This window comes from Cryomorphaceae bacterium 1068 (assembly GCA_027214385.1).
GTDB lineage: Bacteria > Bacteroidota > Bacteroidia > Flavobacteriales_D > Cryomorphaceae > JAKVAV01.
Window position 1 is genome coordinate 74072 of sequence record JAPVXR010000014.1, and the last position, 21919, is coordinate 95990.

The following is a 21919-nucleotide window of genomic DNA, read 5'->3' on the forward strand; positions in this document are numbered from 1 at the left end:
CTGATACTTTGAATACCAAGCGACTAAATGCCGTCGCAATCACAGCAGGGGTGGGGTATGTCGGCTCAATGTCGGCACTTTACGGTTTGTGGTACGCCGATTATGAGTCAACACCGTTCACGTTTTTTGATGATTCAGATGAATGGCTCGGTATGGACAAGGCGGGGCATGCCCTCACAGCTTATCAGATTTCTCGTTACGGATATGGTATTCTCCGATGGACAGGCTTGGAAGAGCGAAAGAGTATGTGGTGGAGTAGTGGGGTGAGCCTGCTGTTTCTTACCAATGTGGAGGTTTTCGATGCTTACTCAAAAGGATGGGGCTTCAGTTGGGGCGATTTTGCTGCCAATGTTTCGGGAGCAGGACTATTCGTAGGGCAACAACTGCTTTGGCATGAGCAAAGAATGATGTTGAAGTTTTCCTACTCAGAATCGGGGTTAGCCCAATACAGACCTGAACTATTGGGTTCGAGTACCTTAGAAAGGATCTTCAAAGATTACAACGGTCAGACTATTTGGTTGTCTGTTTCTCCCGGGTCATTTGTGCATGATGGAAATGTCCTGCCACCTTGGATTTGTTTCTCATTTGGATACGGAGGACAAAACATGTTAGGAGGAAGTTCCAATCCTCAATTTAATGAGGATGGCACAGCTTTACCCGATCTCAATAGGTATCGGCAGTACTACCTGAGTTTAGATGTAGACCTTACGAAAATAAAAACGAAGTCAGGCTTCTTAAGATCTGTTTTTTCGACGTTTGCCATCTTGAAGGTGCCGGCGCCGACACTTGAATTCAGTGAAGGGCAGACTACTTGGCACTGGCTCTATTTCTAATAAGCCAAAATGGTGTAAACGGGTAGGTGGTCGCTGTAGCCTCCCAAATACTCAGGTCCGCCATAGGTTCGCTTTGGTTTCACATCTCCATATTTTGGATGGGTATAAACCATGCTATCAGTAAAATAGGGCGCTGTGCTGCCACTAACGATGTCAGGAAGGTTTCCATCAATCAGAGTTCGGGATACGATGATTTGATCAAGAAAATCCCAATCTCCTCGGTAATTGTAAGATCCCCTTTTGGATTCTTTGAGGCCACTCATCAAATTCACCAAATTGTCTTCTTCTCCCGTTGGAAGATACTCGGTCAATGATCTATTGTCAGGATAGTCATTAAAATCACCCATGCATATGATTTCCTCATTCGGGAACAATCGATGGATACTATCGGTTTTCGCGGCCAACACCTTGGCTGCAGCAATTCGCTTTGGCTCACTTTTTTCAGCTCCGCCGTAACGAGATGGCCAGTGGTTTACAAAAACATTTATGGTTGGTCCGCCACTTTTTAGATTTCCTCTCACATGCAGAATGTCGCGTGTAGGTCGCTCTTCATCGCCCGGATTCACGCTGTAGGAGCTCGAGGAAAGCAACTTAAATTGCTTCTTAGAATAAAGCAGAGCCACGTCTATACCTCTGCCGTCAGGTCCCTCGATGAGGATAGGCTCGTACTTAGCTTTTTTGATTCGATCGTTTGCCGTCAGGTCGTTGAGGACTTGGATATTTTCTACTTCACAGAGCCCTAATAGTGCAGGGAAGGAACCTACGCCTATTCCGGCGATTACCTCAGAGAGCATTTCTACTTTTCGGTTGTAGCGCTCTTTATTCCAACCTTTGGCTGAATCGGGAAGAAATTCGTTATCGTCTTTTAATGGATCATCGATGGTATCGAAAAGGTTCTCAACGTTGTAAAACCCAATAACAGCAGTTTTGACTTGCTTTTCATCAAGTGGTTTGGCAAAAGCCAAACCGTATAATGAGAAGCAAATTAGGACTCCGAATAAAATGCGATAAAACAGGGAGGATTTCATGGAAAGATTAATAAGGTTGCGAAATTAGCATTTTGAATGAAGTGCCATTTATAGAAATTGACGAATGAAATTTAAAATAGGTGATCAAGTAGCGTTCCTAAATGAAGTAGGTGGTGGACTCGTGATAGGTTACGAAGGTGAGTTAGTATCTGTCGAAAACGAAGATGGCTTCGCTTTTTTATTTCCTGAGGACGAATTGGTGTTGAAAGTGGACTGGCATCCAAAAGAAGAAGTTACCAAAAAAAAATCACAGAAATTAATCCGGCCAATTGATGAAACTGACGGATATAAGATGATAGCGGGAAAAATGCCCTATATGGAAGTTGATTTACATATCCACATGGTAGTGGATTCTTCAAGAAATCTTTCCAATCATGATATGGTCATTGTTCAACTCAATCACTTCGAAAAGACGCTTGCAGAAGCCAGAAGAAGAAGGTTAACCAAGGTGGTTTACATTCATGGAATCGGTAAAGGGAGATTGAGAAATGAGTTGCGAAAAAGACTGAAATCACTCTCAAACTGCGATTTTGAAGATGCTGACTACAGCCGCTACGGCTTAGGCGCGACGCAGGTTAAGCTTTGGTACAATTGATAAAATTGAGCAGCCTGAAACAGCAGGCAGAAAAAGCCTCCGAAATTAAAGCACGATAAGGGCTATTGCGAAATGGCAAATGAACGGGCGAAATTTTCGAAATCCATCGATTTCAGATCGGGCGCAGTATTGAATACCGCTTCGTCAATGGTGGTTTCCTTTACCTCAACAGCGGTATAGATCATCTTAACACCGCCTCTGATTAGCTCATATTTGAGCGGTATCCCTTTTACTTTTGTAAAGGGCGGGGTTCTTGATTCTGATTCCAACTCAATGGAATAAAAGAGTTCGAGCGTATCAGTATCTGAAATGGCTAAGGCTCTGGCACAGGTATAGCCTGCAATGGTTTTCTTCTCATCTGTAGTCAAAACCTCTAATTCTTTCGCCTTTTTTAGAGACTCCATTTCTTCTTGGCTCATTTCAACTTTATAGCCTTGTCCTAAGAATTGCATAACCAAAACCCCTGATCCTTTTCCGGCATCTATGAAAAAGGCTTGTCTGCCCCCTCCTGCAACTTCTTGTTCGAAGAGAGAGCGTTTGTCTTTAACGTAGAGAACACTTTTCTTCGGAAGCATAGAAAGCATCTCTTTTTTAGCCTCTTCCGTCGCTTCATAAGCTACTTCATACACTACCAAACCCTCGAACTGTGAGAATGACGAGAGTGGAAGCGCAAAAATCAATAGAAAGAAAGAGTATAGTTTTATCATAGCTCAAAAGTTTCAACCAGCTGCTCCAGTTCAATATCCATCATTTCACGGGTTATTTCTGAGTACTCAGCTTCGGCTTGGAGCGCATCGAGATTCTCAAGCGGCGTTTTTACTTCCTCCGCTTCCAATCTCATTCTTATTCCGAATTCCTCGATTTCATATGCCATCAGAACACCTTCAATTTCGTGGTATTGCGTGCACCAATTGGGCGATTCCATTTTTATCTGGTCGGTGTAGTACACCTCTATTTCCTTTATGTCCATGTCTTCGAAAACGATCAAAGCTTTTTTACAGAAGTAACCTGCGATCGTGTCAGTTTGATTTGTTCTGATAATAGCGGCTTTTGGGTATTCTGCTAGCATTTGGTTAACATCTGTCTCTCGCATCTTAGTTTGAATCTTCTTACGAAAAACCTTCAGCTGATGGTCAACCGTTCGAGCGTCTCGATTGGCTACGATTTTATTTCTAAACACACCTCCGGCAGTTTCAAAATTTGAAGCAAATGAAGTCGGCGTAAATGCGTAAGTCATTTGATCGGGTAAAAGAGAAGCAGTAATGCTTTCATCCGACACTTCAGGAAAAGTAATACTGTACTTGATGATTCCCTCGGAAGGCTTGGATTCAAAAACATTCTTCGAGATTTGTGAACATGCCGTTACCAAGAATATCATAATCACTAGCGGAGCACACCAGACTCCGAACAATACGACCTTGGAAAACATAGATGTTTGAGGATTTGACGACTTCACGATTACGGAATTTAATGAGTTAAATTGGATAAACTTCTGTGATTACGGACACTGGCGCTTAAAGTTTCAAATCCCTGTGGAGAAGGTGATTTCAAACGTATAGAAATTCATTCGGTTATCTACCTTTGCGGCTTAAACACCACCTACATGTTTGAGTTAAATATTCAAAATGAGACGGACGAGCTCGAGGCAGTTTTGCTGGGTACGGCCAAGTCTCCCGGTCCAGTGCCGTCTCTCCAAGAGGCATATGACCCTAAGTCAAAATATTTTATCCAAATTGGAGAATACCCTAAAGAGGAAGATATGGTCAAAGAAATGACCGCTTTTGAGGATGTCCTCAAAAAGTATAATGTCGAGGTTTATCGACCCGAGGTATTGTTCGATGTGAATCAGATCTTCTCCCGAGACATCTTTTTTGTGATCGGAGATCAACTCGTTGTCCCGAATATTCTGCATGACAGAAGGGATGAGGCGCAAGCTGCTCATTACTTAATCGATCAAATTAACCCTGGTCAGATTATTAAAATGCCCGATGGGGCTAGGGCTGAAGGAGGTGACGTCATGCCATGGAACGGACATATCTTTGTGGGCTATTCGAAGTCCGAAGATTTTGCCAAGTACGAAGTGAGCAGGACGAATCAAGAAGGGGTAGATTTTCTTGCCAATCATTTTAAAGATTGGGAAGTGCACGCTTTTGAATTGAACAAATCTGATGATGACCCCCGACAAAACGCCCTTCACCTCGATTGTTGTTTTCAACCTATTGGCAAAGACAAGGCCATATTGTTCCCCGGAGGATTCAAAAATCAGGAAGATGTGGCATATTTGGTTGACTTTTTCGGGAAAGAAAACATCATCGAAATCGATCGGGAGGAGATGTACAATATGAATAGCAATGTATTTTCAATCTCTCCAACGGTGATCGTTTCCGAGAATAAATTTGAAAGACTCAACGCTGTATTAAGAGAGAAAGGATTTACAGTAGAACCAATACCTTACAGCGAAATTAGCAAGCAAGAAGGCTTATTGCGCTGTTCTACAATGCCATTAAGAAGAAGATCATGAGCAAGCAAATCACGTCTACCATTATGATGGTTCGGCCGTTTAATTTTCGTTTTAATGAGGAAACGGCCAAGAACAACTATTACCAAAAGGTACTTGATGGGTTGGATTCAGCTAAAGCCAATGAACAAGCCACTGCAGAATTTGACGCTTTCGCAGATAAACTGAGAAATCACGGGATAGATGTGGTCGTTTTTCAAGACGATGAATTTCCATCAACACCCGATTCGATTTTCCCGAATAACTGGGTGTCATTTCATTCTGATGGACGAATAGCCACTTACCCGATGTATGCAGAAAACCGCCGTGGCGAGCGTCGAGAAGAAATGTTTGAGCTGTTGGCTGACGACTTCGGTTTTCACGTCGAGATGATCGAAGATTTCAGTGGTTTTGAATCTGAAGGAATCTTCCTGGAGGGCACGGGAAGTATGATTCTCGATCGCGAGAATAGAATAGCTTATGCTGCTATTAGTGTGAGAACCGACATTCACGTCCTCGAGACGTTTTGTGAGCGTTTCGATTACGAATACATAGCCTTTACGGCCAATCAAACGGTGAATGGCGAGCGACTGCCGATTTACCACACCAATGTGATGATGTGTTTGGGGCAAAGCTTCAGTGTCATTTGTTTGAATTGTATTGATGATAAAACCGAGAGAAAAGATGTGTTGGATTCACTGAAGAGAACGGGCAAGAAGATCATAGAAATTACGGAAGCGCAGAAAGAGCATTTTGCGGGAAATATGCTTAACGTTGCCAATAAAGAAGGCCACGAGTTTTTAGTAATGAGCACTGCTGCTTATTCAAGTTTGCGTCCCGATCAAATTGAGGCGATCGGAAAACATGCGACCATCATTCACAGTTCGCTGGATACCATAGAGGCACTTGGTGGTGGGAGTGCTCGTTGTATGATGGCCGAAGTATTTTTACCGAAAAGCAAAAAAAAATGATTGAGAATTACCTCGCGGCGATGTGTGCCGAAGGAGTGAAAGCATTATTTGATGTTGAAGTATCGCCTGCCGATATCCAGGTGCAGCCTACCAGAAAAGACTTTGAAGGAGAGCTGACCATAGTGACATTTCCGCTGGTTCGATATGCCAAAAAATCGCCCGAAGAAACGGGAAGTGCTTTAGGAGAATACCTCCAATCGAGAATGGCGGAAGTTGAGTCTTTTGGAGTAGTCAAAGGATTTCTCAACCTCACCTTTACTTCTCAATTTTGGGTTGAAAATCTTCTCTCGGCAAGTCGCAAAGAGGATTATGGTTTCGCTGAGAAAGGCAGTAAGGGAATGGTTATAGTCGAGTATTCCTCGCCTAACACCAATAAGCCCCTTCACCTTGGGCACCTGAGAAATAACTTTCTCGGGTATTCCGTAGCTGAAATTTTAAAGGCCGCAGGACACGAAGTAAAAAAGGTACAGATCATCAACGATCGTGGAATACACATTTGCAAGTCCATGGTAGCCTGGGAGAAATTTGGTGAAGGCGAAACCCCCGAAACAGCGGGTTTGAAGGGTGATCACTTGGTTGGAAAATATTATGTGCGTTTCGATCAGGAATTGAAAAAACAAGTCGCTGGAGGGATGGACAAAGGAATGTCCAAAGAAGAAGCCGAAGCTGCCGCACCGATTATGCAAGAGGCTCGCGAAACTTTACTGAAGTGGGAGAAGAAAGATCCTGAAGTTTATGCACTTTGGGAAAAAATGAATGGCTGGGTTTACAAAGGATTTGAGAAGACCTACAACCGAATGGGCGTGGACTTCGATAAGCTTTATTATGAAAGTCAGACTTGGATAAAAGGAAAAGACGAGGCTCTAAAAGGAGTTAAAGATGGTGTTTTTACTCAACGCGAAGACGGCTCGGTTTGGGCGGACCTCACCCCCGATGGATTGGACGAAAAAATACTGCTTCGTAAGGATGGAACGACCGTCTACATGACTCAAGATATCGGGACGGCAATTTTGCGCTACCAAGATTTCCCGGATGTAACCCAGATGGTTTACACTGTGGGAAACGAACAAGAGTATCACTTCAAAGTGCTCTTTTTGATCCTTCAAAAAATTGGTTACGAATGGGCCAAGAACTGCTATCACCTGTCATACGGTATGGTTGAATTGCCTGAAGGCAAAATGAAATCGCGAGAAGGAACAGTAATAGATGCTGATGACATTATGCAAGCGATGGCCGATTCTGCAGAAGAGATCACCACAGAACTAGGTAAGTTGGAGGGACTGGAGCAAAGCGAGAAGGAAGGTCTATACGAGATGATCGGAATGTCGGCGCTTAAGTACTTCCTGCTCAAGGTGGATCCAAAGAAGAATATGCTGTTTGATCCGAAAGAAAGTATCGATTTCAATGGGCATACAGGTCCGTTCATTCAATACGCGCATGCCCGAATTCAATCTGTGTTGAGAAATATAAAAGGCGAATTGAAATTCGACTCTGCAAACATTCATGTGGATGAGTTTGAACGACGCGTTCACTTCAAAATCCATTCTTTTCCAAAGTTGATTGAAGAGGCCGCCGCCGATTATAGCCCTGCTGTTTTGGCAAATTATGCCTTCGATTTGGTGAAGGATTTCAATTCCTTCTACCAGAATTCAAGCATTCTTCACGCTGAGACTGAAGATTTAAAAAATTACCGTGCACTGCTGGCAAAGCAAGTCGGAGAGATCATTAAGAAATCCATGGCATTATTGGGAATTCAGTCGCCCGATAGAATGTAGACGAATTGCTAACTTTGCCCTCCCAAAATCACTGATTTTATGTTCGAAAATCTTACCGAGAAGTTTGATAAAGCGTTTCAGGTTTTAAAAGGCCAAGGCCAGATAACCGAGGTTAACGTAGCCGAAACGCTAAAGGAAGTAAGAAGAGCTCTGCTCGATGCCGATGTGAATTACAAAACGGCGAAGGATTTTACCAATGAAGTAAAAGAAAAAGCCCTTGGGCGTGACGTGCTCACGGCCTTGAAGCCTTCTGAACTTTTGGTGAAAATCACCCATGAGTCTCTCGTAGAGTTGATGGGGGGCGAACAGGAAGAGATCGACCTCAAGGGAAATCCTGCCGTCATACTGATGTCTGGTTTGCAGGGATCGGGTAAGACGACCTTTTCAGGGAAACTCGCCAATTACCTCAAAACCAAGAAAGGAAAGAATCCACTGCTCGTAGCTTGTGATGTATACCGCCCTGCGGCTATCGATCAGCTGCACGTGGTAGGAGACCAAATAGGAGTGGAGGTCTTTTCCAATAAGGAAGAGAAAGATCCCGTAAAGATAGCCCAAGCTGCCATTCTGCATGCCCGAAGCAATGGCCACAATGTGGTGATCGTGGATACTGCCGGTCGACTGGCTATCGATGAGCAGATGATGAGCGAAATCGAAGCGGTAAAGCGCACCATCGAACCATCTGAAACGCTTTTCGTGGTAGATGCCATGACGGGTCAGGATGCGGTGAATACCGCCAAGACATTCAACGAGCGTCTCGACTTTGACGGAGTCGTGCTTACCAAGCTCGATGGAGATACACGCGGTGGAGCTGCGATTTCTATCAAAACAGTCGTGGACAAGCCCATTAAGTTTGTCGGTACGGGAGAGAAGATGGATGCTTTGGATCTGTTTTATCCGAAAAGGATGGCGGATCGAATCCTCGGTATGGGAGACGTGGTTTCCTTGGTGGAACGAGCCCAAGAGCAGTACGACGAGGAGAAGGCACGCAAGCTTTCAAAGAAGATTGCCAAGAACGAATTCAACTTCGATGATTTTCTGGATCAAATCCAACAAATCAAGAAGATGGGGAATATGAAAGACCTCATGGGCATGATTCCCGGAATGGGAAAAGCCATGAAGGGAATGGACATTGATGATGATGCGTTCAAAGGAATTGAAGCTATCATTCATTCTATGACTCCTCAAGAAAGAAACGATCACAAAATCATCAATGGTTCGCGTAAGAAGCGGATTGCCAAAGGAAGCGGAAGTGATGTGCAGGAAGTGAATAAGCTTATCAAACAGTTCGAACAGACCCGTAAGATGATGCAGTTGATGTCGAACAAAAAGAATATGGCCAACATGATGAAGATGATGGGTGGCCGCGGAATTCCAGGGATGTAATCATGGCAGAACCAAAGATTCTTAGCGGAAGAGAAACAGCGAAGGAAATTAGACAGGAAATTGCTGCGGAAGTGGCCCGAAGAAAAGAAGGTGGATTGAAAGTTCCCCATTTGGCTGCGGTGCTTGTAGGAAATGATGGCGGGAGCGAAACCTATGTGAGTTACAAGGTAAAAGATTGTAAAGAGGTTGGATTTGACTCAACCCTCATTCGAAGGAATGATGACGTGACTGAAGAAGAACTTCTGAAGCTTATCGCTGAGCTAAATGCCAATGATGACATCGATGGGTTTATCGTTCAGTTGCCTCTGCCAAAGCACATTGATTCACAAAAGGTAATCACGGCTATCGATCCCGATAAAGATGTAGATGGATTTCATCCTACTAATGTTGGTCGGATGAACTTAGGTTTAGATGGATTCCTTCCGGCCACGCCTTCGGGTATCATCGAATTGCTGAGAAGAAACGACATTGAAACTTCGGGAAAGCACTGCGTCATTCTAGGACGAAGCAATATTGTTGGATCCCCCATGAGCGTTTTGCTTTCGCGAAATCGTGCTATGGGAAATGCCACCGTAACCCTTTGTCACAGTCGCACCAAGGACTTGCCTCACTGGACCCGTCAAGCTGATATTCTTGTGGCTGCTTTAGGCCGTCCCGGATTCGTGACCGCCGATATGGTCAAGCGAGGCGCTGTGGTGATAGATGTTGGTACTACCCGTGTACCCGACGCTTCCAAAAAGTCTGGATTTGCCTTGAAAGGCGATGTGCTTTACGATGAGGTGACACCTCTTTCAGAAGCTATTACCCCCGTGCCCGGTGGTGTAGGGCCAATGACGCGTGTCGCCTTATTGTTGAATACCCTGAAGGCAGCCAAGAAGTCTGAAGATTGATGACTCAGAAAGTGCGATAGGCTATCAATTGCCCGAGGCACAATCAGATGGGTGAGTAATGCGCCGATCGACTTTCTCTTATCTGCTACTTATTGAGAGTGCTCCTTATTTTCTTTAACTTTATCAGTTACAGGCTAAATGAGCTATGATTAGATTTTCAGTCCTATTCATCTTTCTATTTCTTTCACTTTTGAGTGCTGGTCAATTCTCCACACCTACGGTTATTTCGAACACCTCTATACAGCCTACTGAGGTAAAACTACATGACTTAGACGGTGATGGAGATCTCGACGTACTTTCTAATGCTATTGCGTCGGATGGACTTGTCTGGATTGAGAATCTCGGGGCAGGTGAGTTTTCAGACCCGATTTTTGTTACAGCAAGTACTCAAGGTCAATCTTTTTTCGAGGCAATGGACATCGACGGAGACTTTGATCTCGACATCATTTCCGTATCAAATGGAGATAATAAAGTAGCTTGGTATGCCAACGATGGGGTGGGAAACTTTGGTCCTCAAAACGTGATTTCTTCTGAAGAAGGTTCGCCTGATGCTCTGGAGGCAGTTGACTTTGATCTGGATGGCGATGTGGATATCATAGTGGGATATAGCAGTGTGGCAGGAGTTGGATGGTTTCAGAATACAGGTGGAGGTGAATTTCTTCCTCTGGAAAACCTGCTGAATATTGATCACGACATGGCAGCAGTGCGAGTAGCCGATTTATCAGGAGACGGAAATTTTGATCTGATCGTTGCGTCACAAATTGATTTTTACAATGAACTCAAGTGGTTCGAGAACCAAGGGAATGGGACGTTCGATACCGATGCCCCCAATGTCATCTCGTCATTGGTAGGCAAACCCTACATAACTCCGCCTTTCGACATAGATGAAGACGGAGACATCGATGTGATCGCACCAGAGTCCGGAGGGCAAGTAAAGTGGTATCAGAATTTAGGAAATGGAACATTTGAAACAAACGTTGCCATTGACTTTGGCGACTACCTCAGTAATTATGTGCTCACCGATATTGATGGTGATAACGACCTCGATTTAATTGGTACCAACCTCTTTTTTTTACAGGAAGACAACCGACTGTGGCTATTCGAAAATTTAGGGAACTTTCAATTTGGTGAGGGACAAATTATAGAGGATACGCCAACACATGCAAAGTTTTTAACCGCAGGTGATCTCGATGGAGATGGGTATCCCGAATTGGTTACCGGCTCAATTGTAGAAACTCAAATTACATTATATGAGAATGAAGGGTCTGGAAATTACGGTCCACAAATTGAATTGACAAAAGGTCTGTCGAGGGTGAAGAGTCTTTCTTTGGTAGATGTCGACGGAGACGGTCTGGAAGATCTTTTGTGTGCCTCAAACGGGGACGACAAGGTTGTTTGGTTCCCGCGGATGGATAATACGAGTTTTGGTCCTCAGGTTACCCTTACCAATCAATTTTACTACTTGCAGGGTGCTGAATTGGAAGATGTGGATCAAGATGGAGACTTGGATCTCATCGCAGTCTCAAATACATTGATTGATGCAGGTTGGCTCGAGAATAACGGCGATTTTGAGTTTGGTGAATACCATCCTATTCATCAATCAACAACCATAGAAGGTGGATTTATTTCAGCGGGAATACCTCAGATTGTTGATCTGGATCAAGATGGGGATTTTGATATCCTGACAAGCTATTTTGATTTTGGTGCGCCCTCGCAAATCATTGGATTTCGCAATGAAGGAGACGGTCAGTTTTCTGACTCTTTGGTCCTGGCCAATGTTCAGGGAGGCGTGTCATTTCTGACTACTGCCGATGTGAACGGTGATGGGAATTTAGATTTTCTGACCCGAGCAGGTACCACGGGTATTTCATATGTTGAAAATCTTGGGGATGGCGAATATGCCTCTCCTCTCACACAGCAAATTACCGAACCCGAAGAGAATATTTATGATTTTGTGCCCGTCAATACCGATGATGACGAGGATATGGACTTGTTCGTTATTACAACCTCAAACAATCAATTTACTCTGAATCACTATGAAAATTTGGATGGGAACGGTCTAGTCGAACAAGGCTCAATTTCTATTGAGAATATCAATCATTATGGTGATTTTTATTTTGAAGCGATTGACATCGATTCAGACGGTCTGATGGATTTGGTGATGGCTGAGGCCGATGCCAATGAAGTCGTTTGGTTTCGGTTTTTAGGGGATGGAAATTTTGCACCACGACAGGGGCTTACCAACCAAATTGAGAAACCTTCCTTTTTCATCTCCGAGGACATAAATGGCGATGGCGATTTCGATCTCATTGTAGGCTCAGAGGGGCAAGGTACCGTTCATGTTTTAGAAAATCTTTTTGTGCCTCCCGTCCAAGTGGCCAGTGGAACCGTTTTTGCTGATCTCAACCAAGATGGGGTCTTTGATGTGGAAGACCAAGGGTTGGATGCTATTTTCATGAGTAGTTCACCACAAACTTCTTGGGCATTTACATACAATAACGGGCAGTACAGCTTTTCTTCCGAGATAGGCTCTGAATATTCCTACGAGATATTCCCGGAAGGATTAGCGGGATGGGAGCTTACCACAGCCGCTTCTTATACTATATACACTGATAGTGCGGAGCTTGATCAAACAAATCTAGATTTCGGGTTTTACCCGAATGAATTTTCTACTTCGTTAGAGGTGAATTTAACCGGTGGATTTCCCCGATGCAATCAAGAGACGAACTATTGGATAAACATTTCCAATGAAGGAACGACCCTTCCATCGGGAGTAATTCGTTTGGAGTTGGCCGATGATCTCACTTACTTGACTTCAAGTCAAGAACCCGATTCAGTTGATGGTCAAAATCTTTACTGGTCTTACGATAGCATCCCTTATTTCTCGACGTTGGGGATTTTGGTGACAGTTGAAATGCCTCCATTTACGAGTATCGGAGAATTACTCGAATCTGTTTTGCAAGTCGATGAAAGAGATGAGTCTAACGCTATTCTTTCCACATACTCTGATACGCTTGAGCAGTATTTGGTGTGTGCTTATGATCCCAATGATAAGTCCGTCAGCCCTGTGGGAAATGGTGAAGAGGGCTACATAGCACTCGATCAGGAGTTGGAGTATTTAATTCGCTTTCAGAATACAGGGACCGATACGGCACTAACGGTCGTTGTTCGCGATTACCTGTGTCAGGAATTGGACTGGTCGACTTTTGAGCCTGTAGCGAGTAGTCATCCAATGCAAGTCTCACTTTCCGAAGAAGGGTTGGCCACATTTACGTTCGACAACATTATGCTGCCTGATAGCAATGTTGATTTTTTGGGTAGCCAGGGCTTTTTGAAATTTCGTATTCTTCCTGAAGATAACCTACTGCCGAATACACCTATTAGCAATAAAGCCGATATCTATTTTGACTTCAATCCACCCATCACGACCAACGAAGTACACAATACTATTGAATGTTATGAGGCGCCCGAGCCAATGATTTCTTATGCTTTCCCAGCATTGTCGGCAGGTGAAGAAGGAATTTACTACCAGTGGTATTTCAACGAGGAGTTGATTCCCGGTGCCAATTCTAATGAATATGTGCCTGAGGAAAATGGCTTCTACTCGGTTATGGTGAAGGATGAGAACAACTGCAATTCCCTATCAGAGGCGTTTAACTATGCGCTAACTTCCATTCACGAAACCGCGGAAATCGCCGCTAGGATTTATCCAAACCCATTTCGTGGAAGTACATTGATTTCTTTTGGAAAGGACCCAGCGGGCGAGTATGACTTTATTTTGTACAATCTTCAGGGAGTTGAAGTAGATCGAGTGAATCGAATTGCTGGATTTGAGTATATCTACCAATCTCACCGTTTAAGCGGAGGCGTATATCTGAGCTGCCTTTTGAACCGCTCTTCCGGAAGACGGATTTTCTTAGAGAAATTGATTGTGCAATAGGACGGTTGAATAGCCCATTCTTTTTTGTTAAAGATTTGAATCTTGAGTTGAACTCAACCAATATCTGTTTTCTATTAAATTAGCAGCACAAACCCCTATTATGGAACTAGAAACACACAACCTCGGCATAGGCGCCCGAGTGAAGCACCCCACATTCGGTGAAGGAATCGTTGTAGATATGGATGTCTCTATCCTTCAAATTTTCTTCAAAGGCGAAGGTGACCGCGAAATATCTAGATCATTCGATGGTCTGGAAGTTTTGGAATCACCCAAAGAAGTGGATGAGTCGATCGGGATCGATGATGTCAAGAATGCCATGAAATCTATTCTAAAGGACTTTTCTGATCTGAGTCACGTGGTTGATCTTGGTGAAAAATGGGATGGCGGCAAGATGGTACTGGTGCCCGGCAATACTGATCTTCAATCGAAGGAGATTCCAATCGATACCTTCTTTCACAAAATTGTGATGGTGAGAGACCGATTGAGAGTCTTGGAGCAGAACATCAACTCGCATGATGTGTTAACAGATAGCGACAAAGTTCATTTGCAGCAGTACATCAGTCGGATCTATGGCTCTTTGACTACGTTTAATGTGCTGTTTGCTGAGAAAAAAGATCATTTTTCGAGTAAGTAATTTGCTCTTCTTTGGTTTTATTCCTCGGGTAATTCCCGTAATTTTGACGCCTAAGGAAGTAAACGAACTCCCGTGCGAGCTATAAGTTTGAAAAACTAACATTTTATGTAATTGGAGCCTAACTTGCTTTGGTTAGGGCGGGCCTCGATCCACTAGTTGGGTTTTCGCATTTTGCGAACGAGAGGATTACCGATCTAAGGCGGAAGCTTCATCCATGTCGTTTAGAGTTTTTCTAAACACTCACCTCGCACGGGTTTCCTTTCCACTACCATGTCAGTATCCCCTGAAATAATTTCTGAAGTAAAAGTCGACGCTCTGCCAGTGATGGAAGAGTTTTACACCATCCAAGGCGAAGGTGCCCACACAGGAACGGCTGCCTATTTTATTCGCTTAGGTGGCTGCGATGTGGGTTGCGTTTGGTGTGATGTAAAAGAGAGTTGGGATGCTTCTGCTCATCCAAGAAAGACCGTTACGGAATTAGCCGAAAGTGCCACAGCCTCGGGAGCTGAAGTAGTCGTAATTACGGGTGGAGAGCCTGCTATGTACGATTTAGAAACCCTCACCACGGCGCTGATTGAAAAAGGATTGAGAACCCACATCGAAACGTCAGGTGCCCACCCACTCACGGGAGAATGGCACTGGGTTTGCTTCTCACCGAAAAAATTCAAGTCACCGATCGATGCGGTTTGTGAGAAAGCTGATGAACTTAAAGTGGTGGCTTACAACAAACACGATTTTAAGTGGGCCGAAACTCATGCAGCAAAGGTTCGTAAAGACTGTCAGCTATATTTACAACCCGAATGGGACAAGGCAAAAGCCATGACTCCCTTGATCATCGACTACGTTAAAGAAAACCCGAAATGGCGCATCTCTCTTCAGACTCACAAATACATGGACATTCCTTGATGAAATTATTCAAGCTATTTGTTCCTGCTCTTTTTTTATTTGCTTTTCATTCTAACGCTCAATCTCAAGATTATACTACAACTGACAAGAAGGCGATTCGCTCTTTCGAGAATGCCATGAACGCTTTCGACGCCAGAAACTACGATTTAGCTTTAGCACTGATCGATGAGGCGCTGGAAAGAGAGAACGGGTTTATTGAGGCTCACTTACTCAGTTTTGAGGTCTGCACGGAAATGCGCGATTATGATTGTGCCAAGAAATCACTTAGGAAAGCCATCGCTATTGATCCTGAGTTCTATGCCAATGCACACTTTTTTCTAGGAGCCCTTGAGATGAACGATGGAGAATACGAAGCTGCCAAGCAAGGTTTTGAAACGTTTCTTTCATTCGATCGCATCAGCTCCGAAATGGCAGAAAAGGCAAATGCCGAATTGCTTAACTGTATGTTTGCTTTGGACAAAATTCAGAATCCGGTGGATTTCAATCCCATCAATTTGGGTGAAAACATCAACAGCCCATTTCCTGAGTACTATCCGACCATTACAGCTGATGATCGTCAACTTATTTACACGCGTCTCATAAATGACCCTGAGGCCTATCAGGGTAAGAATGAAGATTTTTATATGGCTTTCAAGGACGGAGAGAACTGGCGTGCCTCTTTCCCCCTTGGCGCAATCAACACGACTTACAACGAGGGTGCTCCCGCAATCTCGGGTGATGGCCGTGTATTGATTTATACGGCGTGTGAACTTTTTGGAGAGTATGGTGGCAATAGAAGAGGATTCGGCTCTTGCGATCTCTTTATGTCGGAAAGACAAGGGAATACATGGTCCCCTCCTGTAAACCTTGGTCCCGATGTCAATACTTCTGCATGGGAATCACAACCCTCACTTTCAGCCGACGGTCAAACGATTTATTTCGTTCGAGGTTATCCTACTGCTTCAGGTAACAAGGAACAGGACATTCATGTAGCGAAAAGAAACGCTGATGGAACATGGGGTGGAGCCGTCAAGCTTCCTCGAACGGTTAATTCGCGGGGTAAGGAAGAATCAGCGCACATTCATCCCGATGGCAAAACGCTCTACTTCTCTTCCAATGGACACATAGGAATGGGAGGGCTCGATATTTTCATGTCTCAGAAAATGGACAATGGCAAGTGGTCGGAGCCAGTCAATTTGGGTTACCCCATTAACACCCACAAGGATGAAAACAGTCTTTTGGTTTCTCCAAATGGTGAGATCGCCTATTTTGCGTCAAGCCGCGAAGGAGGTTTCGGAAATTTGGACATGTACAGTTTTGTATTGCCAAAAGAAGTGCGTCCAACACCCGTTACTTTTGCACAAGGTTTAGTGGTCGATTCAGATACCAAGAAGCCCGTTGAAGCATTACTTCGATTGAGTGATGTTTCTTCACAGAGTTTGACCTCTCAGCTGAATAGTGATGCAGTATCAGGCGAATTTCTTATTGCTTTACCTGCAGGCAAAACTTACGCCTTAAGCGTTACTGCTGAAGGATACCTCTTGCATTCAGAGACGTTTTCACTCAAAGAGAATAAAGGCAATGAGCCTTATGCTCTGACCGTTGAGCTAAAAAAGATCAAAGAGGGAACCGCTATCGTACTGCAAAACATCTTCTTTGATTTGGATAAGGATCAAATGAAAATCGAGTCACTTTCTGAATTGAAAGAACTGGCCGGTTTCCTGAACACAAACCCTGAAGTTCGGATTGAAATCTCAGGACATACCGATAATCAAGGTGCTGCCGATTACAACGAAGACCTTTCCTTGCGACGTGCAAACGCCGTTAAGAAGTACCTTGTAGAACGAGAAAGCATAGAGGCTGATCGATTGGAAACAAAAGGATACGGAGCTTTGAAACCGCTTGTATCGAACGATACTGAAGAAGGCAAAGCAAAAAACAGGCGTACGGAGTTTAAGGTGCTGTAGAAAATATCCTAAGTCTTTGAATAAAAAGTGACTGACCACTTGAAGAAGATGGCTGTCTCTTTTACATTTGTAGGATATGGAAATGCTTAAAAAACGGTTTTTCGTAGCATGGGGCCTATCGGTTGTGGTTATGATGGCTTTAAGCTTTCTCTGGCACGGAGTTATCCTAAACGACTTCATTCATATTCCCAAGCCCTACGGTCTGTTTTACGGTCTGGCAGTGCTCACCTACATCCTGATCGGATTTGTGCTCACCTTCGTATTTACCTACCTCAGTATGGGAATCGGTATTAAAATGAAAGGGGGCTTTATGGGACTGGCTTTAGGTTTTTTCATCTATCTGATCGCCTTTGTTTTGGGAGTTTCATTTAAAGGCTCAGGCACCGAACATGTCGTGGTAGACTTTGCTTGGCAGATGATCGAGCAAGGAATCGGAGGCGGGGTAGTGGGCTTTGTTTATGAAATGGCCAGACGTCGAGATCAAGTCGTTTTAAGCGATCGTCAATAGCCGTACTTCCCTTGCCACAAGGTATTGAGTTGTTTCCTCATTTCTCTTTCTCGAGCATTATTACCGGGCGCATAAAAGCGCATTTCTTTGATTTCCTCCGGGAGGTATTCCTGAGCTTTGAAGTTGTTTTCGTAAGAATGGCTGTACTTGTAATTATCTCCGTAACCCAAGTCTTTCATCAACTTGGTTGGTGCATTCCTGAGGTGGAGTGGAACCGCTAAATTCCCCGTTTCTCTCACCTTGCTCATGGCCATATTGATAGCCTCGTAAGAAGCGTTGCTTTTGGCACTTGAAGCGAGGTATACCGCGCATTGACTCAGTACTATTCGACCTTCAGGCAATCCGATTTTTGCAACCGCATCAAAGGTAGCATTGGCCAATACCAATCCTGTAGGGTTCGCATTTCCAATGTCTTCACTTGCTAGAATGATGAGCCTGCGTGCAATGAACTTGGGGTCTTCACCACCTTCAATCATCCGGGCAAGCCAGTAGACGGCACCGTTGGGGTCGCTTCCGCGAATGGATTTAATGAAGGCTGAAATGATATCGTAATGCTGCTCTCCATCTTTGTCGTAGATGGTCGGGTTATTCCGAACGACTTCTTTTACCAGATCGTTGGTAATTTCCTTTTCGCCGGAAGGCAAAGCTTGAATCACTGAATCAAGAATGTTGAGCAGCTTTCGAGCATCCCCGCCACTTAGACGAAGCAAGTACTCATCCTCTTTCAGTTTAACACCTTCCTTCTTTAGCTCCTCATCCTGCGTGATGGCTCGATTTACCAAGAGTTGCAAATCGGCTTTTTCCAGAGGCTTCAATACATGGACCTGACAGCGGGAGAGTAGAGCCGAGTTGACCTCGAAAGAGGGATTTTCTGTAGTTGCTCCCACGAGGGTGAGTACTCCTTTCTCTACGGCACCCAAAAGTGAGTCTTGTTGCGATTTACTGAATCGGTGAATCTCATCGATGAAGAGAATGGCATTACCCTGACCGAAAAAACCTTGAGATTCCACTTTCGCAATGATCTCTCGAATATCTTTAACTCCGGAATTGATGGCGCTCAAGGTGTAAAAAGGTCGATCGAGCGAGGAGGCCAGGATCTTGGCCAGGGTGGTCTTACCTACCCCGGGAGGTCCCCAGAAAATAATGGAAGGGATCAAACCTCGATCGAGTGCTTTACGGAAAACCGCATTTTTTCCAACTAAATGTTCCTGACCGATATACTCGTCAAGATTGGTTGGGCGCATCCGTTCGGCAAGTGGTGTGTGATTCATAGTGCAAAACTAATCAAGGTTTTTTTGGGGTAGCGTAAATAGATTACGTTCTATGTAAGTAATATTGCTTCGTGTTAGAACAATCGGCCTTTGATGTTGTCATTCACTATACCGATAAAGCACTAAAACAAATGGAATACTTAAAAGAAGGAGATGCCGCTCCGAAATTTACGGCCACAGATCAAAACGGAAATGAAGTTTCTGACGCTGACTTTCGAGGAAAGAAAACAATTCTTTATTTTTATCCGAAGGACAATACTCCGGGATGTACGAAGGAGGCGTGTGATTTCAGGGATAATTATGAGATGCTTGCCAAGCAGGGCTTTCAAGTTATAGGCGTAAGTGCTGATACCGAAAAATCACATCAGAAATTTATTGACAAATACGATTTGCCTTTTTCATTGATTTCTGATCCTGAGAAGGGGATGATTCAAAAATACCACGCTTGGGGTCCGAAGAAGTTTATGGGCCGAGAGTACGATGGAATTCACCGAATCACTTATGTGATTGATGAAAACGGAAAAATTGAAAAAACCATAGCAAAAGTAAAAACCAAAGAAGCCTCCAAGCAGGTGCTGGAAGCTCTCGCATAAAACCTATCATTATGGCAGCAGAAGTAAACAAAGAAAAACTCAAAGCATTGCAAATGACCATCGACCGTATGGAGAAATCTTACGGAAAAGGAGCGGTCATGAAACTCGGAGACAACGCAATTGAAAAAATAGATGTGATTCCATCAGGTTCACTCGGAATCGACTTGGCTCTGGGAGTGGGTGGTTACCCAAAAGGAAGAGTCGTAGAGATTTATGGTCCTGAGTCTTCGGGAAAAACTACTTTGGCGATTCACGCTATTGCTGAAGTGCAAAGGCAAGGAGGAATTGCTGCCATTGTTGACGCTGAGCACGCTTTCGATCGTTACTACGCTGAGAATCTCGGTGTTGATACCGAAAACCTTTTTATCTCTCAGCCTGATAATGGAGAGCAAGCGCTCGAAATTGCTGAAAACCTAATTCGCTCCGGAGCTATTGACCTTTTGGTTGTTGACTCTGTGGCTGCTTTGACACCGCGCGCTGAGATCGAAGGTGAGATGGGAGATTCTCAAGTTGGGCTTCAAGCTCGATTGATGTCAAAAGCCTTAAGAAAGCTTACGGGAGCCATTTCGAAAACAGGTTGTTGCTGTATTTTCATTAACCAGCTTCGTGAGAAGATTGGTGTGATGTTCGGTAATCCTGAGACGACCACAGGTGGTAACGCTCTAAAATTCTACTCTTCGGTGAGAATTGATATTCGACGCTCTACTCAAATAAAAGATGGAGACACTGTAATGGGTAACCGCACACGTGTGAAAATCGTGAAGAATAAGGTGGCACCGCCTTTCGCAAAAGCGGAATTTGACATCATGTATGGTAAAGGAATCTCTAAAAGTGGAGAAATTCTTGACTTAGCAGTAGAGCTTAACTTGGTGAAGAAAAGTGGATCTTGGTTTAGCTACGGCGATACAAAACTTGGACAGGGCCGTGACGCGGTCAAATCCTTAATCGAAGACAATCCTGAGCTAATGGATGAGCTTGAGGAAAAAATCAAGGTTGAGATAGCAAAGAACTAGTCTGACCGATTGGTATTTGAGAGCCGAAGGTGAATTCACCTTCGGCTTTCCTTTTTTAGTCCCGTTCAAATCCCTTGAAAATGCGAAATTTGTGGCCATGAAAATTGCGTTAAACGTTTCAGTCATTTGCATCTGTATTATTGTTGCCACTTCTTGTGATGATTCGACGACCCAAACCAATGGAACCAATAAGACTCTCAAAGAAAAGAGGGAAGCTCCTCAAGACTACATAGAGCAGCTTAGCGATCAGATTATAGAAAGTCCCAACAATGCCAATCTCTATGTGAAACGAGCGATGGCATACACTGAACGCAACTTGATGGAACTCGCTGTGAAAGATGCTGAGCGAGCGCTGAGCATTGATAGTACAGCATCATATTTTCACCAAGTATTGGGTGAGGTGAATTTTTTGAAAGGTGATTTGAGGCCTGCGCGTCTTAGTCTTGAAAAAGCCGCTGAAATTGATCCGGCAAACACTGATGCTCTCCTCAAACTTGCAGAGGTGTATTTTCTGCTTCGCCGATACGATGAGGCTATAATTGCTGTAAATGATGCCCTTCGTCGCGATGATCAATTGGCACAGGGATATTTCATTAAAGGATATATCTATAAAGAGACAGGGGATACGATCACTTCCATTTCTTCTTTTCAGACGGCGGTTGAGGTCAATCCTGATCTCTACGAAGCATACATGGAATTGGGCAGCTTGTATGCTTTTCAAGGTGATCCATTGGCATTGGAATACTTTAATTCAGCCCTTGAAATAAGACCGAAGAGCGCTGAGGCATTTTACCACAAAGGAATGTTTCTCCAAGCGGGAAGTAGAATTGATCAGGCCAGAGAAACGTATTTTGAGATGCTCCGGGCTGATCCCAATAATGTGTTGGCCTACTACAATTTGGGCTACCTGTACCTGACGGAATATTTGGCATTTGATACGGCAGTGGCGTACTTTGACTCAGCCGTTGTGGTTAGACCTGACTATGTCGAGGCAATCTATAACCGAGGTTTGGCCTACGAAGAGCAGGAGCTTTATGGAGAAGCGGAAACGTCTTATCGCGAAGCGCTGTCGATTAATCCGCAATACGACTTAGCGGCAAGAGGCTTGAGCAGACTCTTAGAATAGACTTTGTTTT

General features: G+C 44.1%; 19 protein-coding genes. 15 read left to right on the top strand and 4 right to left on the bottom strand.

Going from position 1 to position 21919, the window contains the following annotated elements; all coding sequences use genetic code 11:
• The first annotated feature begins 8 nt into the window (after positions 1-8).
• Positions 9-833 (top strand): DUF2279 domain-containing protein, encoded by an 825-nt coding sequence (locus O3Q51_15175; GenBank protein ID MCZ4410164.1) that lies wholly within the window; start codon positions 9-11, stop codon positions 831-833.
• Here the strand turns inward: O3Q51_15175 and O3Q51_15180 are convergent.
• Positions 830-1861, bottom strand: coding sequence for an endonuclease (locus O3Q51_15180; protein ID MCZ4410165.1), 1032 nt, complete (start codon positions 1859-1861; stop codon positions 830-832). The two genes, O3Q51_15175 and O3Q51_15180, sit on opposite strands and share 4 nt — an antisense overlap.
• Positions 1862-1925: 64 nt before the next feature.
• On the opposite strand from O3Q51_15180, the gene O3Q51_15185 reads away from it, so the two are divergent.
• Positions 1926-2456 carry a Smr/MutS family protein gene (locus O3Q51_15185; GenBank protein MCZ4410166.1) on the top strand — a complete coding sequence of 177 codons (531 nt, stop codon included), beginning with the start codon at positions 1926-1928 and terminating at the stop codon, positions 2454-2456.
• A 62-nt stretch (positions 2457-2518) separates the two neighbouring features.
• Here the strand turns inward: O3Q51_15185 and O3Q51_15190 are convergent, their stop codons facing one another.
• Positions 2519-3163: a hypothetical protein gene (locus O3Q51_15190; protein MCZ4410167.1), complete on the bottom strand. Its 645-nt coding sequence runs from the start codon at positions 3161-3163 to the stop codon at positions 2519-2521.
• Positions 3160-3885, bottom strand: coding sequence for a hypothetical protein (locus tag O3Q51_15195; GenBank protein MCZ4410168.1), 726 nt, complete (start codon positions 3883-3885; stop codon positions 3160-3162). The genes O3Q51_15190 and O3Q51_15195 overlap by 4 nt, the downstream gene beginning before the upstream one ends.
• Before the next feature lie 174 nt (positions 3886-4059).
• On the opposite strand from O3Q51_15195, the gene O3Q51_15200 reads away from it, so the two are divergent.
• From O3Q51_15200 to O3Q51_15245, 10 genes are all read left to right on the top strand, one after another.
• Positions 4060-4977 (top strand): arginine deiminase family protein, encoded by a 918-nt coding sequence (locus O3Q51_15200; GenBank protein MCZ4410169.1) that lies wholly within the window; start codon positions 4060-4062, stop codon positions 4975-4977.
• The gene (locus tag O3Q51_15205; protein ID MCZ4410170.1) at positions 4974-5924 is read left to right on the top strand and encodes an arginine deiminase-related protein; all 951 of its coding nucleotides are present in this window, start codon (positions 4974-4976) and stop codon (positions 5922-5924) included. Before O3Q51_15200 ends, O3Q51_15205 begins: the two co-directional genes overlap by 4 nt.
• On the top strand, positions 5921-7699 hold the full coding sequence (argS, locus tag O3Q51_15210; GenBank protein MCZ4410171.1) for an arginine--tRNA ligase: 1779 nt from the start codon (positions 5921-5923) through the stop codon (positions 7697-7699). Before O3Q51_15205 ends, argS begins: the two co-directional genes overlap by 4 nt.
• Before the next feature lie 39 nt (positions 7700-7738).
• A complete protein-coding gene (gene ffh / locus O3Q51_15215; GenBank protein MCZ4410172.1) occupies positions 7739-9082 on the top strand; it encodes a signal recognition particle protein in 1344 nt (447 codons plus the stop codon).
• 2 nt (positions 9083-9084) lie between these two features.
• Positions 9085-9972, top strand: coding sequence for a bifunctional 5,10-methylene-tetrahydrofolate dehydrogenase/5,10-methylene-tetrahydrofolate cyclohydrolase (locus O3Q51_15220; GenBank protein MCZ4410173.1), 888 nt, complete (start codon positions 9085-9087; stop codon positions 9970-9972).
• 145 nt (positions 9973-10117) lie between these two features.
• Positions 10118-13912 carry a T9SS type A sorting domain-containing protein gene (locus tag O3Q51_15225; GenBank protein MCZ4410174.1) on the top strand — a complete coding sequence of 1265 codons (3795 nt, stop codon included), beginning with the start codon at positions 10118-10120 and terminating at the stop codon, positions 13910-13912.
• 100 nt (positions 13913-14012) lie between these two features.
• On the top strand, positions 14013-14546 hold the full coding sequence (locus tag O3Q51_15230; protein ID MCZ4410175.1) for a hypothetical protein: 534 nt from the start codon (positions 14013-14015) through the stop codon (positions 14544-14546).
• 270 nt (positions 14547-14816) lie between these two features.
• Positions 14817-15452, top strand: a complete 636-nt coding sequence (locus O3Q51_15235; protein ID MCZ4410176.1) for a 7-carboxy-7-deazaguanine synthase QueE — start codon at positions 14817-14819, stop codon at positions 15450-15452.
• On the top strand, positions 15452-17398 hold the full coding sequence (locus tag O3Q51_15240) for an OmpA family protein (GenBank protein ID MCZ4410177.1): 1947 nt from the start codon (positions 15452-15454) through the stop codon (positions 17396-17398). Before O3Q51_15235 ends, O3Q51_15240 begins: the two co-directional genes overlap by 1 nt.
• Positions 17399-17474: 76 nt before the next feature.
• Positions 17475-17906 carry a hypothetical protein gene (locus O3Q51_15245; protein ID MCZ4410178.1) on the top strand — a complete coding sequence of 144 codons (432 nt, stop codon included), beginning with the start codon at positions 17475-17477 and terminating at the stop codon, positions 17904-17906.
• On the opposite strand, the gene O3Q51_15250 is transcribed toward O3Q51_15245, so the two are convergent.
• A complete protein-coding gene (locus tag O3Q51_15250) occupies positions 17900-19177 on the bottom strand; it encodes a replication-associated recombination protein A (protein MCZ4410179.1) in 1278 nt (425 codons plus the stop codon). The genes O3Q51_15245 and O3Q51_15250 overlap by 7 nt on opposite strands.
• Positions 19178-19308: 131 nt before the next feature.
• Here O3Q51_15250 and bcp point away from each other — a divergent pair, with 131 nt between their 5' ends.
• The 3 genes from bcp to O3Q51_15265 all read left to right on the top strand — a co-directional run bounded on the left by bcp (position 19309) and on the right by O3Q51_15265 (position 21909).
• Positions 19309-19770, top strand: a complete 462-nt coding sequence (gene bcp, locus O3Q51_15255; GenBank protein ID MCZ4410180.1) for a thioredoxin-dependent thiol peroxidase — start codon at positions 19309-19311, stop codon at positions 19768-19770.
• Positions 19771-19781: 11 nt separating this feature from the next.
• On the top strand, positions 19782-20783 hold the full coding sequence (recA, locus tag O3Q51_15260) for a recombinase RecA (protein MCZ4410181.1): 1002 nt from the start codon (positions 19782-19784) through the stop codon (positions 20781-20783).
• 97 nt (positions 20784-20880) lie between these two features.
• Positions 20881-21909: a tetratricopeptide repeat protein gene (locus tag O3Q51_15265; GenBank protein ID MCZ4410182.1), complete on the top strand. Its 1029-nt coding sequence runs from the start codon at positions 20881-20883 to the stop codon at positions 21907-21909.
• The last annotated feature ends 10 nt before the right edge of the window (positions 21910-21919 follow it).